At 68.4% G+C, this 14,966-nt stretch carries 10 protein-coding genes; 9 read left to right on the forward strand and 1 reads right to left on the reverse strand.

Going from position 1 to position 14,966, the window contains the following annotated elements:
• Nucleotides 1–39 precede the first annotated feature (39 nt).
• The 5 genes from QRN26_RS00520 to QRN26_RS00540 all read left to right on the forward strand — a co-directional run bounded on the left by QRN26_RS00520 (nucleotide 40) and on the right by QRN26_RS00540 (nucleotide 8,553).
• Nucleotides 40–1,038, forward strand: a complete 999-nt coding sequence (locus QRN26_RS00520) for an ABC transporter substrate-binding protein (protein WP_056777685.1) — start codon at nucleotides 40–42, stop codon at nucleotides 1,036–1,038.
• A 116-nt stretch (nucleotides 1,039–1,154) separates the two neighbouring features.
• Nucleotides 1,155–2,681, forward strand: a complete 1,527-nt coding sequence (locus QRN26_RS00525) for a sugar ABC transporter ATP-binding protein (protein ID WP_285034875.1) — start codon at nucleotides 1,155–1,157, stop codon at nucleotides 2,679–2,681.
• On the forward strand, nucleotides 2,678–3,802 hold the full coding sequence (locus QRN26_RS00530) for an ABC transporter permease (protein ID WP_369817177.1): 1,125 nt from the start codon (nucleotides 2,678–2,680) through the stop codon (nucleotides 3,800–3,802). Before QRN26_RS00525 ends, QRN26_RS00530 begins: the two co-directional genes overlap by 4 nt.
• Nucleotides 3,799–4,842 carry an ABC transporter permease gene (locus tag QRN26_RS00535; RefSeq protein WP_082455782.1) on the forward strand — a complete coding sequence of 348 codons (1,044 nt, stop codon included), beginning with the start codon at nucleotides 3,799–3,801 and terminating at the stop codon, nucleotides 4,840–4,842. The genes QRN26_RS00530 and QRN26_RS00535 overlap by 4 nt, the downstream gene beginning before the upstream one ends.
• A gap of 81 nt (nucleotides 4,843–4,923) precedes the next feature.
• Nucleotides 4,924–8,553, forward strand: coding sequence for a family 43 glycosylhydrolase (locus QRN26_RS00540; RefSeq protein WP_285034876.1), 3,630 nt, complete (start codon nucleotides 4,924–4,926; stop codon nucleotides 8,551–8,553).
• Nucleotides 8,554–8,651: 98 nt separating this feature from the next.
• Here QRN26_RS00540 and QRN26_RS00545 read toward each other — a convergent pair whose 3' ends face one another.
• The gene (locus QRN26_RS00545) at nucleotides 8,652–9,851 is read right to left on the reverse strand and encodes an ROK family protein (RefSeq protein WP_285034877.1); all 1,200 of its coding nucleotides are present in this window, start codon (nucleotides 9,849–9,851) and stop codon (nucleotides 8,652–8,654) included.
• Nucleotides 9,852–10,062: 211 nt separating this feature from the next.
• Between QRN26_RS00545 and QRN26_RS00550 the strand changes: the two genes are divergently transcribed.
• From QRN26_RS00550 to QRN26_RS00565, 4 genes are all read left to right on the forward strand, one after another.
• A complete protein-coding gene (locus QRN26_RS00550) occupies nucleotides 10,063–11,361 on the forward strand; it encodes an ABC transporter substrate-binding protein (RefSeq protein ID WP_056780860.1) in 1,299 nt (432 codons plus the stop codon).
• Complete coding sequence (locus tag QRN26_RS00555) at nucleotides 11,358–12,269, forward strand: carbohydrate ABC transporter permease (protein WP_056006124.1); 912 nt, start codon at nucleotides 11,358–11,360, stop codon at nucleotides 12,267–12,269. Before QRN26_RS00550 ends, QRN26_RS00555 begins: the two co-directional genes overlap by 4 nt.
• Nucleotides 12,269–13,162: a carbohydrate ABC transporter permease gene (locus QRN26_RS00560; RefSeq protein ID WP_056006121.1), complete on the forward strand. Its 894-nt coding sequence runs from the start codon at nucleotides 12,269–12,271 to the stop codon at nucleotides 13,160–13,162. Before QRN26_RS00555 ends, QRN26_RS00560 begins: the two co-directional genes overlap by 1 nt.
• A 70-nt stretch (nucleotides 13,163–13,232) precedes the next feature.
• The gene (locus QRN26_RS00565) at nucleotides 13,233–14,912 is read left to right on the forward strand and encodes a glycoside hydrolase family 13 protein (RefSeq protein WP_285034878.1); all 1,680 of its coding nucleotides are present in this window, start codon (nucleotides 13,233–13,235) and stop codon (nucleotides 14,910–14,912) included.
• Nucleotides 14,913–14,966: the final 54 nt, after the last annotated feature.

Consider the following 14,966-nt stretch of genomic DNA (forward strand, 5'->3'; position numbering starts at 1 on the left):
GCCCCAGTGTCGGGACCGCGGGTCTCAAGGAGGAGATCAATGTTCAGAACAGCACGTGTCCGCGCCATCGCGGGCCTCGCTCTCGTCGGTGCCATCGCGATCAGCGCGACCGCCTGCTCCGGCGGTTCCGGAAGCGCAGGCGGCGACGCCGGCGGCGACGGCGAACTCACCACCATCGGCTTCGTGGCCGTCGGCCCCGAAGGCGGATGGCGCACCGCGAACGAGAAGAACATCCAGGACTCGTTCTCGAAGGAGAACGGCTTCGACCTCAAGTACGCACCGGCGACGAACGGCGACCAGAACTCGCAGATCACCGCCTTCACCTCGTTCATCGACGAGGGCGTCGACGCCATCCTGCTGTCCGCCACCGAGGCGACCGGCTGGGAGAGCGTCCTGAAGCGCGCGAAGGAGGCCGAGATCCCCGTCGTCCTCCTCGACCGCGGCATCGAGCCCAACGACACCGAGCTCTACACCAGCCGGATCGCCCCCGACAACGTCGGCATCTCCGGCTCCGCCGCCGAATGGGCGAACGGCCAGTTCCCCGACGGCGCCAAGTACGTCGTGCTCGAGGGCCCTCCCGGACTCTCCGTGGTGAACGACCGCAACAAGGGCTGGGACGAGACCATCGACCCGAACTTCACGAAGCTCGAGTCGCAGTCGGCCAACTGGTCCACCGAAGAGGCGAAGAGCGTCTTCGAGACGATCCTCAAGGCGAACAACAACGACGTCCAGCTCGTGTTCGCCCAGAATGACGAGATGGGCCTCGGCGCAGCCCTCGCCGTGGAGGAGGCCGGTCTGAAGCCCGGCACCGACGTCAAGATCATCACGATCGACGGCACGAAGGCCGCCCTCGAGGCGCTCGAGGCAGGCCGCCTGAGCTTCGTCGCAGAGTACAACCCGCTGTTCGGTGACACCGCGATCGACGTGGTCAAGAAGGCTCTCGCCGGCGATTCGGTCGAGTCCGAGATCGTCGTGCCGAGCGTGACGTTCGACTCGCCCGACGCGGCCAAGGAAGCACTTCCGACCCGCGCGTACTGATGCATCCCGGTCGCCCGGCAGCGAACGCCTCGCTGCCGGGCGACCGGCCCACACCTTCCGGGGCTCACGCTCCCCAGCGACGACGCCGGACGACCCGGCAGAACGACCAGGCAGACATGGCAATCACCGAGCCGATCGTCGAGATGCAGCACATCTCCATCGAGTTCCCGGGCGTCAAAGCCCTGCAAGACGTGGACTTCCGCCTCTTCCCGGGCGAGGTCCACACCCTCATGGGTGAGAACGGCGCCGGCAAGTCGACGCTCATCAAGGCCCTCACCGGCGTGTACAAGATCGACTCCGGCTCGATCCTGGTCGCGGGCGGTCCGCGCTCCTTCTCCGGAACGGCCGACGCCCAGAGCGCCGGCATCTCAACCGTCTACCAAGAGGTGAACCTCTGCGACAACCTCACCGTCGGTGAGAACGTGATGCTCGGCCACGAGGTCCGTGGTCCGTTCGGCATCAACTGGCGCCGGACCCACGAGGCGGCGCACGAAGCGCTCGTCGGCCTCGGTCTCGGCCACATCGACCCCAAGCAGCCGCTCTCGAGCATCTCGCTCGCGCTGCAACAGCTCGTCGCGATCAGCAGGGCCATGGTCACCAAGTCGAAGGTGCTCATCCTCGACGAACCGACCTCCAGCCTCGACGCCAACGAGGTCGAGGGGCTCTTCCAGGTCATGCGCCGACTGCGCGACCAGGGCGTCGCGATCCTCTTCGTCTCCCACTTCCTCGATCAGGTCTACGCGATCAGCGACCGGCTCACGGTGCTCCGCAACGGCGAGTTCGTCGGCGAGTACCTGACGTCGGAACTGAACCGGACCGAACTCATCTCGAAGATGATCGGCAAGGACTACGGCACGCTCGCCGCCCTCGGCTCCAACCGCGGGCGCGCAGGCGCTGGGGACGCTCCAGCCTTCTACCGCGCCACCGAGCTCGGCCGGAAGGGCTCGATCGACCCCGTCGACATCGAGGTGCACGCCGGCGAGGTCGTCGGCCTCGCCGGACTCCTCGGCTCAGGACGCACCGAACTCGGCCGCCTCATCTACGGGGCCGACCGACCCGACTCCGGTTCCGTCACCATCGACGGATCCCCGGCCGAGGTGCACACCCCCATGGCCGGGCTGTCCAAGAAGATCGCCTTCTCGACGGAGAATCGTCGCGACGAGGGCATCATCGGCGACCTCACCGTGCGCGAGAACCTCATCCTGGCCGTGCAGGCCCGCCGAGGGTGGGCCCGCCCGCTCTCCCGCCGGGAGCAGAACGAGCTGTGCGACAAGTACCTGCTCGAACTCAACGTGCGCCCGTCCGACCCCGAGCGTCCCATCAAGAACCTGTCCGGCGGCAACCAGCAGAAGGTGCTCCTCGGCCGGTGGCTCGCGACGAAGCCGCAGCTCATCGTGCTCGACGAACCCACCCGCGGCATCGACGTCGGCGCGAAGGCCGAGATCCAGGAGGCCATCGCCGCCCTCGCCGAGGACGGCATGTCGGTCGTCTTCATCTCCTCCGAGCTCGAGGAGGTCGTGCGCTTGAGCGAGCGGATCGTCGTGCTGAAGGATCATCGTAAGATCGGCGAGATCGTCAACGGACCCGAGGTCACCGCAGACACCATCGTCGACCTGATCGCCACCGAAGGGAGCGCCACGTGAGCGCCACCAGTCAGGGTCCGGCCCGTTCCGGTTCCTCCGCCAGCGGAGGGCAGCGCTCCGCCCGCGGCATCGTCAGCACCATCGTCCACCAGCCCTACATCTGGGCGATCGTGACCCTGCTGCTGCTGCTCGTCATCAACCTCGTGAAGGACCCCGGCTACCTCGGTGTCTCCGTCAACGGCACGACCGGCAACCTGTCGGGCAACCCGATCGACATCCTCCGCGCGAGCGCCCCGATCATGATGATCGCGGTCGGCATGACCCTCGTCATCGCCACCCGCGGTATCGATCTCTCGGTCGGATCCGTGATGGCCGTCTCCGGCGCCGTGTCGATGGAGTTCATGAGCAACCAGAGCGGCGGTGACGCCGGGACGGCGATCGTCGCGGCCCTGCTCGCGCTCGCTGTCAGCGCCTTCCTCGGGACGGTGAACGGGGTCCTCGTCTCGATCGTCGGGCTGCAGCCGTTCATCACCACGCTGATCACGATGCTCGCCGGCCGAGGCCTCGCGAAGGTCATCACCTCCGGTCAGAACACCTCGGCGACGAACGAGCCCTTCCGGTGGCTCGCGAACGGCACGGTGTTCGGTTTCCCGGTGGTCTTCATCATCGCCGGGGTCATCGTCGCGATCGTCGCCGTCCTCGTGCGGCGCACCGCGCTCGGGCTCATGATCGAGTCCATCGGCATCAACCCGCGGGCGGCGCGGATGGCGGGGATCCGCCCGATCGGCATCCTCATCGCGGTCTACATCGTGAGCGCGGTCCTGGCCGGTGTCGCCGGCATCTTCAGCACGGCCAGCGTCATGACCGTCGAGGTCGCGAAGACCGGTCTGAACGCGGAGATGGACGCGATCCTCGCCGTCGTCATCGGCGGCACCTCGCTCGCCGGCGGCAAGTTCTCCCTCACCGGCAGCGTCATCGGGGCACTCCTCATCGCCACGCTCGACAAGACGATCGTGTTCCTCTCCATCCCCTCGTCGGCGACGCCGGCCTTCAAGGCGGTCGTCATCGTGATCATCTGCCTCCTCCAGTCCCAGCGCGTGCGAGCCCTGTTCGCCCGTCGGAACTCCCGGACGACGCCACCCGCGTCCGTCCCCACGCGAAAGGAAACGGTGTCCGCATGAGCACCCTCAGCGAACGACCGACGCTCGACGCGTCGGCGCCCCCGCGGCGGACGCTGCTGGCGCGTCTGACGCCGAACCTCGAGACGCTGCCGACGTTGGCCGCCGTCGTCATCTTCATCGGCATGGTCGTGTACGGCGAGATCGCCTACGGGCGCATCGTCCAGGCGAGCACCATCTCGAACCTGCTCATCAACAACGCGTACCTGATCATCCTCGCCGTCGGGCTCACCTTCGTGATCCTCACCGGGGGCGTGGACCTCTCCGTCGGAGCGATCATCGCGATCAGCAGTCTCGTCGGGGTGATGCTCGCGAACTCGGGCTGGAATCCGATCGCCGTCATGGTGATCATGGTCCTCATCGGCTCGGCCTTCGGCGTCTTCTCAGGGGTGCTCGTCCAGTACTTCAACGTCCAACCCTTCATCGCCACCCTGGCGATGATGTTCCTCGGACGAGGGCTCGCGTCGATGCTCAGCACCACCCCTGAGCGCCTCGCCGACGACTCGCCGATCCGCTCGCTCTCGACCGAGTGGAAGGTGATCGACGGCCCGAAGATCAACGACCTCATCACCACCCCGAACGTCGTGATCGCACTCATCGTCGTCGCCGCGGCCTTCGTCGTCCTGCACAAGACCCGGATGGGTCGCACCGTGTACGCGATCGGCGGTTCCGAGCAGTCGGCCCTCCTCATGGGTCTGCCCGTCGTCCGGACGAAGCTCATGGTCTACATCATCAGCGGCACCCTGGCCGGCCTCGCCGCCGTCGTCTACACCTCGAAGCTCGGCATCGCCCAGAACATCACCGGTGTCGGGTGGGAGCTCGATGCCATCGCCGCGGTCATCATCGGTGGCACGCTGCTCACCGGTGGCGCGGGGTTCGTCCTCGGGTCCGTGGTCGGTGCGCTCGTCCTCGGGCTCATGAACGTCCTCATCACCCGTGACGGCAGCATCCCACCGGAAGCGACGACGATCATCACCGGCGGCATCCTGCTCGTCTTCGTCCTCCTCCAGCGACTCGTCGTCTCGCGCAAGCGCAAGACCTGACGCCCCGGTCGCCCCCGCGACCGCGGCACCACCGTTCCATCCCCGCTCGACAACGAAGCCGAACCAGGAGAACCAACCCCCATGCCTCGACTGCGCCTCAAAACGGTCGTCGCGACCTGCGTCGCGACCCTGATCCTGCCGCTCGTCGGCGTCTCCGGCGGTGCCGTCGCGGCGCCGGGGACCGCCCAGACGCCCACCTCCCAGACGGGTCTCCGAGCCGCCCCCACGGCGCAAGAAGTGCTGGACGCCGCTGCCGCCTCCCTCTCGATCGCCAACGTCGACGACGTCCGCGGCAACCTGACGCTGCCCGGCGCACTGGAGGGGATCGCCATCGAGTGGATGTCCTCCGATCCCGCCGTGATCGCCACGGACGGGGTCGTCTCGCGGCCCGCCGCCGACAGCACCGTCACCCTGACCGCGACGCTGCGGCAGGGCGAGGCGACCGCGACGCGCGAGTTCACCGCGACCGTCCGCGCCGCCATCGCGACGCCCGACTACGAGGGCTACGCCTTCGCCTACTTCACCGGCAACTCCCTCGCCGGCGAGAACATCTCCTTCGCAGCGAGTGAGGGCAACAACGCGCTCGACTGGAACGAACTCAACGCCGGACGCCCGGTCCTCACTTCCGACGAGGGGACGAAGGGGCTGCGCGACCCGTTCCTCATCCGCTCTCCCGAGGGCGACACCTTCTACCTCATCGCCACCGACCTCTCGATCGGCAGCGGCACGTCCTGGGGTGACTCGGTCCGCCAGGGTAGCCACTACCTCGAGGTGTGGGAGTCCCACGACCTCGTGACCTGGTCCGACCAGCGGCACATCGAGGTCGCCCCCGAGAACGCCGGCAACACCTGGGCGCCCGAGGCCTACTACGACGACACCATCGGTGCCTACGTCGTGTTCTGGGCGTCGTCGCTCTACGGTGCCGACGACCCGGACCACACGGGGGACAGCTACCACCGCATGATGTACGCGACCACCCGCGACTTCACGACCTTCAGCGACCCGCAGGTCTGGCAGGACCAGGGCGTCTCGCGGATCGACTCCACGGTCATCAGGTCGAGCGACACCTACTACCGCTTCACCAAGGACGAGGGTGCCGGTGGCACCGGGTGCGCCGACATCATCCAGGAGTCCTCGACGGACCTGCGGGCCACGCTCGAGTCCTGGACGGTGCTCGACAGCTGCATCGGTCGCGACGCCGGCACGAGCGCGGTCGAGGGGCCGACGGCGTTCGCCGCCAACCCCGGCGACGTCAACGGCGACAAGTTCTACCTCTTCGTCGACGAGTACGGCGGACGCGGCTACATCCCGCTCGAGACCGAGGACATCGCGAACCCGGACTGGCAGGTCGCGAAGGACTACGACCTCCCCGCGAGCCCGCGGCACGGCACGGTGCTCCCCGTGACGGCGGCCGAACTGCAGCAGCTCCAGGACAGCCTCGGCGGCGTGGCCGAACCGGTGCCCGCGAACGAGGACGGCGAGATCGTCCGCTACGACTTCGCAGGATCCGCAGGATCGACCCTGAACGACGTGTCCGGCAACGGCCTCGACGCCACGGTCGAGGGTGGCGCCTCCTTCGCCGACGGCGCACTGCAGCTCGACGGCGGCGACGACTACGTCAAACTGCCCGACGACCTGCTCGCCGGCGTGACCGACGTCACGGTGGAGGCCCAGGTCTGGATCGACCCGTCGCAGGCCAACCCGTACTTCATCTACGGGCTCGGGAACACCTCCGACGGCTCCGGGAACGGCTACCTGTTCAGCACCGGGAACGCGTACCGGACGAGTCTCGCGACCGGCAACTGGAGCACCGAGCAGACCGTGTCGCAGGGCAAGGACCTCACGCGCGGACGCTGGGCCACGTTGACCTACACGCTGCAGGGCACGACGGCGACGATCTACCTCGACGGGATCGCCGTCGGGACGGGGACCGTGACGTCCGATCCTGGTGACATCGGCGCCGGATGGACGAGCGCCAACTACCTCGGCCGCTCCAACTACGACGGCGACAACCGGCTGAAGGGCGCGTTCCGCGAGTTCGCGATCTACAACCGGGCGCTCTCGGCGGACGAGGTGCTCGCCGGCTCAGGGAACAGCGCCGCACTCACCGACATCGGTCTCGAGGAGGACGTGCTGAAGACCGCCCCGATCGTCGACGACGACCGCCACGAGGTCGTCTTCCCGGTGCGGCCCGGAACCGACCGCACGGCGCTCAGCCCGACCTTCACGACCGTGGCCGGTGTCACGGCGAGCCCCGCCTCGGGGACCGCCGTCGACCTGAGCAGCCCAGCCACCGTGACGCTCACGCCGACCTCCGGCGAACCGGTCACCTGGACGATGCGGGCGGTCGAGATGAAGAGTCCGGTCATCCCGGGGCTGTACGCCGATCCGAACATCTTCGCCTGGGGCGACACGTACTACCTCTATGCGACCTCGGACGGTTTCGCCGGCTGGGGTGGCAAGGAGTTCTTCGTCTGGTCGTCCAAGGACCTCGTCGACTGGGAACGTTCGGCGGAGCCGATCCTGACCCTCGACGGCGCGAACGGGAACGTGCCGTGGGCCACGGGCAACGCCTGGGCGCCGACGATCGGCGAGAAGAACGGCAAGTTCTTCTTCTACTTCAGCGGCCACAATCCCACCGTCGATCGGAAGACCATCGGTGTCGCCGTCGCGGACAGCCCCACCGGCCCGTTCACGGCACAGCCGGACGCGATGATCCTGAACGATGAGGCGGTGACCTCGGGACAGGCGATCGACCCGGCCACCTTCACCGACCCGGTGACGGGGAAGAGCTACCTGTTCTGGGGCAACGGTTCGCCGGTGTACGCGGAACTGTCGGACGACATGCTCTCGATCAAGGCGGACACGCTCAAGCGGATCGACGGCTTGACCGACTTCCGCGAAGGGGCCTTCGTCAACTACCGGGACGGCCTGTACCACCTGACCTACTCGATCGACGACACCGGTTCGGAGAACTACCGGGTCGGCTACGCGACGGCGACGAGCGTCGACGGGCCGTGGACCGCCCACGGCGTGATCCTGCAGAAGCGACCGGAACTCGGCATCCTCGCCACCGGTCACAGCTCGATCCTGAACGTGCCGGGCACCGACGACTGGTACATCGTCTACCACCGGTTCGCCATCCCTGGCGGCGACGGTCAGCACCGCGAGACGACGATCGACCGCGTGACCTTCGATCCGGAGACGGGTCTGATGAACCCGGTCGTCCCGACCCTCGAGAGCGTGGGTCCGCAGCGGATCGCGGTGCCCGGTGCCGAGGGCACGCTGACGATCGATGCGGCGTCGGTGCGGGTCGAGGAGTCGTTCTCGGTGTCCGGGTCCGGCTTCACTGCGGGGGAGCAGGTGCAGCTCACCCTCTTCTCCACCCCGACGGAGCTCGGGACGGTCGTCGCGGACGCTTCGGGTGCGTTCACGACCACGGTGCGGGTTCCCGCGTCGGTGGACCCCGGTGCCCACACGCTGCGGGCCCTGGGTGCGGACTCCGGGATCACGGCGGAGGCGGCGCTGACCGTCCTCGCCGCCGACGGGAGTGCGCCGTCCGCCGGGACACCGGGCGCGGGAACCGCCGGGCCGGGCTCGCTCTCGACCACCGGTGTCTCGGTCGTCGGGTTCCTGAGCCTGGCGGGCCTCCTCTTCGCGGCCGGCGCCTGGCTCGTCGTCCGTCGCCGCCGGGCGACCCAGGCGAGCTGATCGCGGCACCGGATGACCGTCCGACCCAGGCGTTCCACCGCCCACGGGTCGGACGGTCAGTCGGTGCTGCGACAATCGTGGACGACTGAGCCCGGAACCTAGCGGGCGAGGTCGATGCGCAGCGCGTTGCGCCGGACGTGGTCGACGGCGGTGGCGACAGCCCCCTGCGCCACGATGTCCGCACCGAGTGCCGACGCCACGAGCAGCGGCGGCTCGGCGCTCATGTACCCCGGGAGGCGCTCCGAGGCGATCTCGAGCAGCAACGACATCGAGGGGGCGATCGCCCCGGCGAACACGATCCGCTCCACGTCCAGGAGCCCACCGAGGACGGCACTCATCCGTGCGACGCGGTCGGCCAGACGCCGGACCAGGTCGAGCGCCGCCTCGTCGCCATCGTCGGCCGCCGCCAGGACGGACGACGCGTCGACCCGCTCGACGGGCAGCCGGCTGAGCGGGCTGCTCTCGGGCAGACCGCCGCTCTCGCGATGGGCGCGACCCCAGTCGCGGAGCACCGCGGCGAAACCCCGCGCGGAACCGACACCGTCGACGAGGTCGAGGAGGTGCAGTTCGCCCGCCCGTCCTCGGCCGCGCACGAGACGCCCGTCGACGACGTAGCCGGCGCCGAGCCGTTCACCCGTCATCACGGCGATGTAGGAGTCGACGCCCGCACCCGCACCGCGCGCGCCTTCAGCCACGGCGGCGAGGTTGGCGTCGTTGTCCGTGAGCACCACGCAGCCGTGGTCTTGGAGGCGTTCGCCGAGCCTCGGGTTCATGCGCTCCCAGAAGACGTTGCCCTCGGGGGAGCGCCCGAGCGCGTCGATCGGGGCCGGTACGCCGAGGGTGATGCAGAGCGGCCTCCCCGTGCCGTCGGACTGCAGGACCTCGGTGATCGCCGCGTCGACCACGGAGACGCGTTCCTCCGCGTCGGCTGCCGGGTCGATCGCCCGGTGCGAGCGCGCCAGTTCTCGCCCACGGAGGTCCGCGGCGATCGTCGTGATGGAGTGGGCTCCCGCGTCGACGCCCACGACGACCCCGGCCGCATCGTGCAGCTCGTAGCGCCGCGCGGGGCGCCCCTTGCGATACGCGACACCCGCCTGACGTGCGTCGTCGAGTTCGGTGAACCAGCCGAGATCGATCAGGTCGTCGCAGAGGGCGATCGCCGTCGATCGGGACAGGCCGGTCGCCGCCATGACGTCGGCCGCGGTGAACGCCGATTCGGCCCAGGCGTGGGCCAGCACGGCGGCGAGGTTCGTGGCCCGCGGCTCCGGTGGTCCGGTGAGGCTCGTCGTCGCGTCCATGAGCGTCAACGATATCGGTCCGGGGCGCGGCCGGACGGCGCGGGTCCGCGCGTCGCGCTCGACCGTGAACGATCACGCCCGCGCGGCTCGGCGCGGCGTGACCCAACCGATGCTTGACCCTGCCGCGCGCGGATGGCAGAGTGTCCGACATGAGTTGATTTGCTCTCTGTATTTAGTCAGTGGTCCGGTCGGACCGCGTGGAAGGACAATGATGTCGAACCAACTGAAACGCGCGTTACGCGTCACGGCGGGGGTGGCGACGGGACTCCTGGTCGCGAGCACCCTCGTCGCCTGCTCGAGCGACGGCCGGGAGACCGTCCACTTCACCTTCAGCAAGCGCGAGGCGTTCACCTTCATGAACCAGGCCGTCGCGGACTACAACGCCTCGCAGCAGCAGTACGAGGTCGTGATGGACACCTCGGGGCCCGATCCACTCGCCGCCAGCTTCGTCCGAGGCAACCCGCCGGACCTCATGCTCTCGAACTACAACCACGAGGTCTCACGCTTCGTGGAGCGGTGTGCGCTCTCCGACCTCTCCGACACGACGGCGGCGGCGTCCATCCGCGACGACCTCCAGCCGTTGCTCGACCAGTACGGCGTCTGCGAGGGGCGCACGAGTGCGCTGCCCTACTCGGTGATGGCCGCCTCCGTCATCTACAACAAGACGATCTTCGCCGAGAACGGCCTCGAGGTGCCGACGACGTGGAGCGAACTCATCGCCGTCTCCGACACCCTCAAGGCCGCCGGTGTGGCGCCGTTCTACGCGACGTTCGCCGATGCGTGGACCGCCAACCAGGGCTGGTTCGACTATTCGGTCGGCGGCGCCGTCGACATCCCCGAGTTCTACGACCGCCTCGCGGAGGAGGGCACCGAGGTGGGACCGGACGCCCCGGTCTCCTTCGAGAAGGACTTCCTCGAGCCCATCGAGAAGATGCAGCTGCTGGCGAAGGAGTACACGCAGGCGGATGCGCCGAGTCGCACCTACGACGCCGGCAACGTCGCGTTCGCCGAAGGCCAGGGCGCCATGTACCTGCAGGGGCCGTGGGCGTTCAGCCAGATCGCACTCACCGCACCCGACCTGGACCTCGGCACCTTCCCCCTGCCGATGACGGAGGACCCGAAGGACCTGAAGGTCCGCGTGAACCTCGACCTCGTGACGATCATCCCCGAGGAGGCGAAGAACCCGGAGGGTGCCCGCGACTTCCTGGAGTACCTGTACCAGCCGGAGGTCATCCAGGCCTACAACGAGTCGCAGCTCGGCTTCGTCCCGACGGACGACGGCACGGCTCCTGACGACCCCCGCGTGGCCGGCATGATCCCGTACTACGACGCCGGAGCGTTCTACCAGGGCCCCGGCGTGCTCAACCCGCGCGCCATCCCGACCGAGAACTACGCGCAATCGCTGGTCCTCGGGACCAACGCGGCGTCGATGCTCCGCACCATGGACGCGGACTGGGCCCGGCTCGCGTTCAGACAGCCGCCCGTGTCGACCAAGGAGGGATCCGAATGAGCGCCACCACCGCCATCGTGACCGGGGGAGACCCGAAGGTCCGCCGCAGCCGCAAGCGCGTCGAACCGATCTACTACCTCTTCCTCTTCCCGGCCGTCGTCCTGTTCACGCTCGCGATCACCGTCCCCGGCGTCGTCGGGATCGTCTTCAGCTTCACCGACTCCATCGGCATCGGTGACTACGAGTTCATCGGGTTCACGAACTACATCGCCGCGTTCAGCGACCCGGCGATCCTCACCAGCTTCCTCTTCACCTTCGGGTTCTCCCTCGTGACGGTGATCGTGGTGAACGTCATCGCGTTCCTGCTCGCCGTCGGACTGACCTCGAAGATCAAGTTCAAGATGGGGCTCCGAGGGGTCTTCGTCATCCCGATGGTGATCTCGGGCATCATCATCGCCTACGTGTTCCAGTTCCTGTTCATGAACTCGGTGCCCTCCGCCGGTTCCGCCCTCGGGATCCCCTTCCTCGAGACGAGCATCCTCTCGAACCCGGACCTCGCCTGGCTCGGCATCGTCATCGTCACGGCCTGGCAGTCGATCCCCGGCACGCTGCTCATCTACATCGCCGGCCTGCTCGCGGTGCCCGGCGACGTGTACGAGGCGGCGTCCCTGGACGGCGCGAACAAGCGTCAGCAGCTGCTGCGGATCACGCTGCCGCTCGTGATGGGGTACGTCGTCATCAACGTGATCCTCGGCTTCAAGAACTACCTGAACGCCTACGACATCATCGTCGGCCTGACGAACGGTGGTCCGGGTACCTCCACGCGGAGCATCTCGATGACCATCATCCGCGGGTTCCAGACCGGTGACTACGCGTACCAGATGGCCACGGCCACCCTCTTCTTCATCATCACGATCATCATCGCCCTCGTGCAACTGTCGGCGACGCGCGGAAGGAACGCACTCTGATGGCCACCCCGACCGCACTCAGCACCCGATCCATCACGACGGCGAACGCCAGCACGAAGCAACGCACGAAGGGGGAGCGCGTCAGCTGGTCGACGACGGTCATCCTGCTGCTCTGCGCCGTGACGGTGCTCCTGCCGCTCTACGTGACCATCTCGATGGCGTTCAAGACCGACACCCAATCGGTCGACGGGAACGCCTTCTCGCTGCCGGCGCCGTTCAGCATCGACGGGTTCGTCCAGGCGTGGACCCTCACGAAGTTCCCCGTGGGCTTCGCGATGTCGCTCCTCGTGACCGCGGGGACCGTGGTGGCGACGATCATCCTGGCCTCCTTCGCGGCGTACGCGATCGTGCGCAACTGGGACCGCCGACTGTTCCGCTTCTCGTTCTTCTACCTGCTCGCGGCGATGTTCATCCCGTTCCCGGTGGTGGCGCTCCCGCAGATCCAGCTCACCGGCCGCGTCGGACTCGACAACCCGTTCGGGGTGATCATCCTCGCGACGATGTTCCAGCTGAGTTTCAGCGTGCTGCTGTTCACGGCGTTCCTCCGGTCGATCCCGATCGAGCTCGAGGAGAGCGCCCGGATCGACGGCGCGAGCACCTGGCAGACGTTCTGGCGGCTCATCTTCCCGCTCCTGGCACCGATGAGTGCGACGGTCGGCATCTTCGCGTTCCTGTACGCCTGGAACGACTTCATGATGCCGTCGCTGATCATCTCGGACGCGAGCCTGCAGACCCTCCCGGTGCGGCAGAACCTCTTCCAGACGCAGTTCAGCAGCAACTACAACGTCGCCTTCGCCTCGTACCTCATGGCCATGGCGCCGGCCATCATCGCCTACCTGTTCGCGCAGCGCTGGGTCATGTCCGGCGTGACCCAGGGGGCGGTCAAGGGATGACGCCGGCGCCTCGACGCTGAACCGACACCGCAACACCACCACGACCCGAGAGACCGAAGGACCGCACGTCATGACCGATGCCGCACTCGTCGACGCCCAGCAGGCGGCCGCAGCCACCTGGTGGCGCCAGGCCGCCGTTTACCAGATCTATCCGCGGAGCTTCGCCGACGCGGACGGGGACGGACTCGGGGACCTGCCGGGCATCCGGTCGCGGGTGGACTACCTCGCCGCGCTCGGCATCGATGCGATCTGGCTCAGCCCGTTCTACCCCTCGGCGTTGGCGGACGGCGGGTACGACGTCGCGGACTACCGTGACGTCGACCCGCGGCTCGGCACCCTGGCGGACTTCGACGAGCTCATCGCCGCCCTGCACGAGCGCGGTATCCGGGTCATCGTCGACATCGTGCCGAACCACACCTCCGACCGGCACGCCTGGTTCCAGGAGGCGCTGGCCGCGGGTCGCGGTTCGGCCGCGCGAGCGCGGTACCTCTTCCGGGAGGGCACCGGCGAGTCGGGTGAGGAGCCGCCCACCGACTGGGAGTCCGTCTTCGGCGGTTCCTCCTGGGAGCGGGTGGCGGACGGCCAGTGGTACTTCCACCACTTCGCGACCGAGCAGCCGGATCTCGATTGGGATCACCCGGAGGTGCGCGAGGACTTCCTGAAGACCCTGCGGTTCTGGTCGGATCGGGGCGTGGACGGCTTCCGGATCGACGTCGCGCACATGCTCACCAAGGACTTCTCCGAGCCGTTGCCGAGTCGCGCGGAACTGGAGCTGATCCCGCAGGACGGGGCCCACCCGTTGCTCGACCGCGACGACGTGCACGAGGTGTACGCCGAGTGGCGTCGGGTGTTCGACGAGTACGACCCGCCGCGCACCGCCGTCGCCGAGGCGTGGGTGAGCACCCCCGAGCGGCGCGCGAAGTACGCGTCGGCGGCTGGGCTCGGGCAGGCGTTCAACTTCGACCTGCTCGAAGCCGACTTCGACGCGACCGAGTTCCGGACCGTCATCGCGGACAACCTCGCGCAGGCGCAGGCGTCCGGATCATCCACCACGTGGGTGCTCTCGAACCACGACGTCACCCGGCACGCGACGCGGTACGGGCTCCCGCCCCTGGCCGGGCGCCCGGTGAAGCAGGGCACGGAGTGGGTGGCTGCCGGTGGTCCTCCCGACGGGGTCGACCTGGACCAGGGAGCGCGCCGTGCGAGGGCCGCCACCCTCCTCATCCTCGGACTCCCGGGCAGCACCTACCTGTACCAGGGCGAGGAGCTGGGCCTGCACGAGGTCGCCGAGATCACCGACGGGGAACGCCAAGACCCGGCGTTCTTCCGTGGGGGAGCGTATGACGGCCTCGGGCGGGACGGCTGCCGGGTCCCGTTGCCGTGGACGGCGGACGGTGCCTCGTTCGGCTTCGGTGATGCGGTCGCGCACCTGCCGCAACCGCGGTGGTTCGCGCAGCACGCCGTCGAGGTCGAAGCACAGGATCCCACGTCGACGCTCTCGCTGTACCGCGAGGCGCTCCGGCTGCGACGACTGCTGCAGACGGGGGAACAGCTCGACTGGATCGAGACCGGCCGGGAGGACGTCCTGCGGTTCACCCGACCGAACGGTTGGCAGGTGGTGGCGAACTTCGCCACGGAGCCGTATCCGCTCGGCGCGCCCTCCGATGCGGTGGTGCTCGGCGCGCTCCTCGACGACGCGGTTCCCGGGGAGTCGACGGTCTGGATCGCTCCGGCGCAGCTCCTCGGGTGACCGACCGCGGCAGCGCGGAAGCCGGATCGGGCTGGTCGGCTGCGGACCGCCCGG

Source organism: Plantibacter sp. ME-Dv--P-095 (assembly GCF_030209365.1).
Classification (GTDB): domain Bacteria; phylum Actinomycetota; class Actinomycetes; order Actinomycetales; family Microbacteriaceae; genus Plantibacter.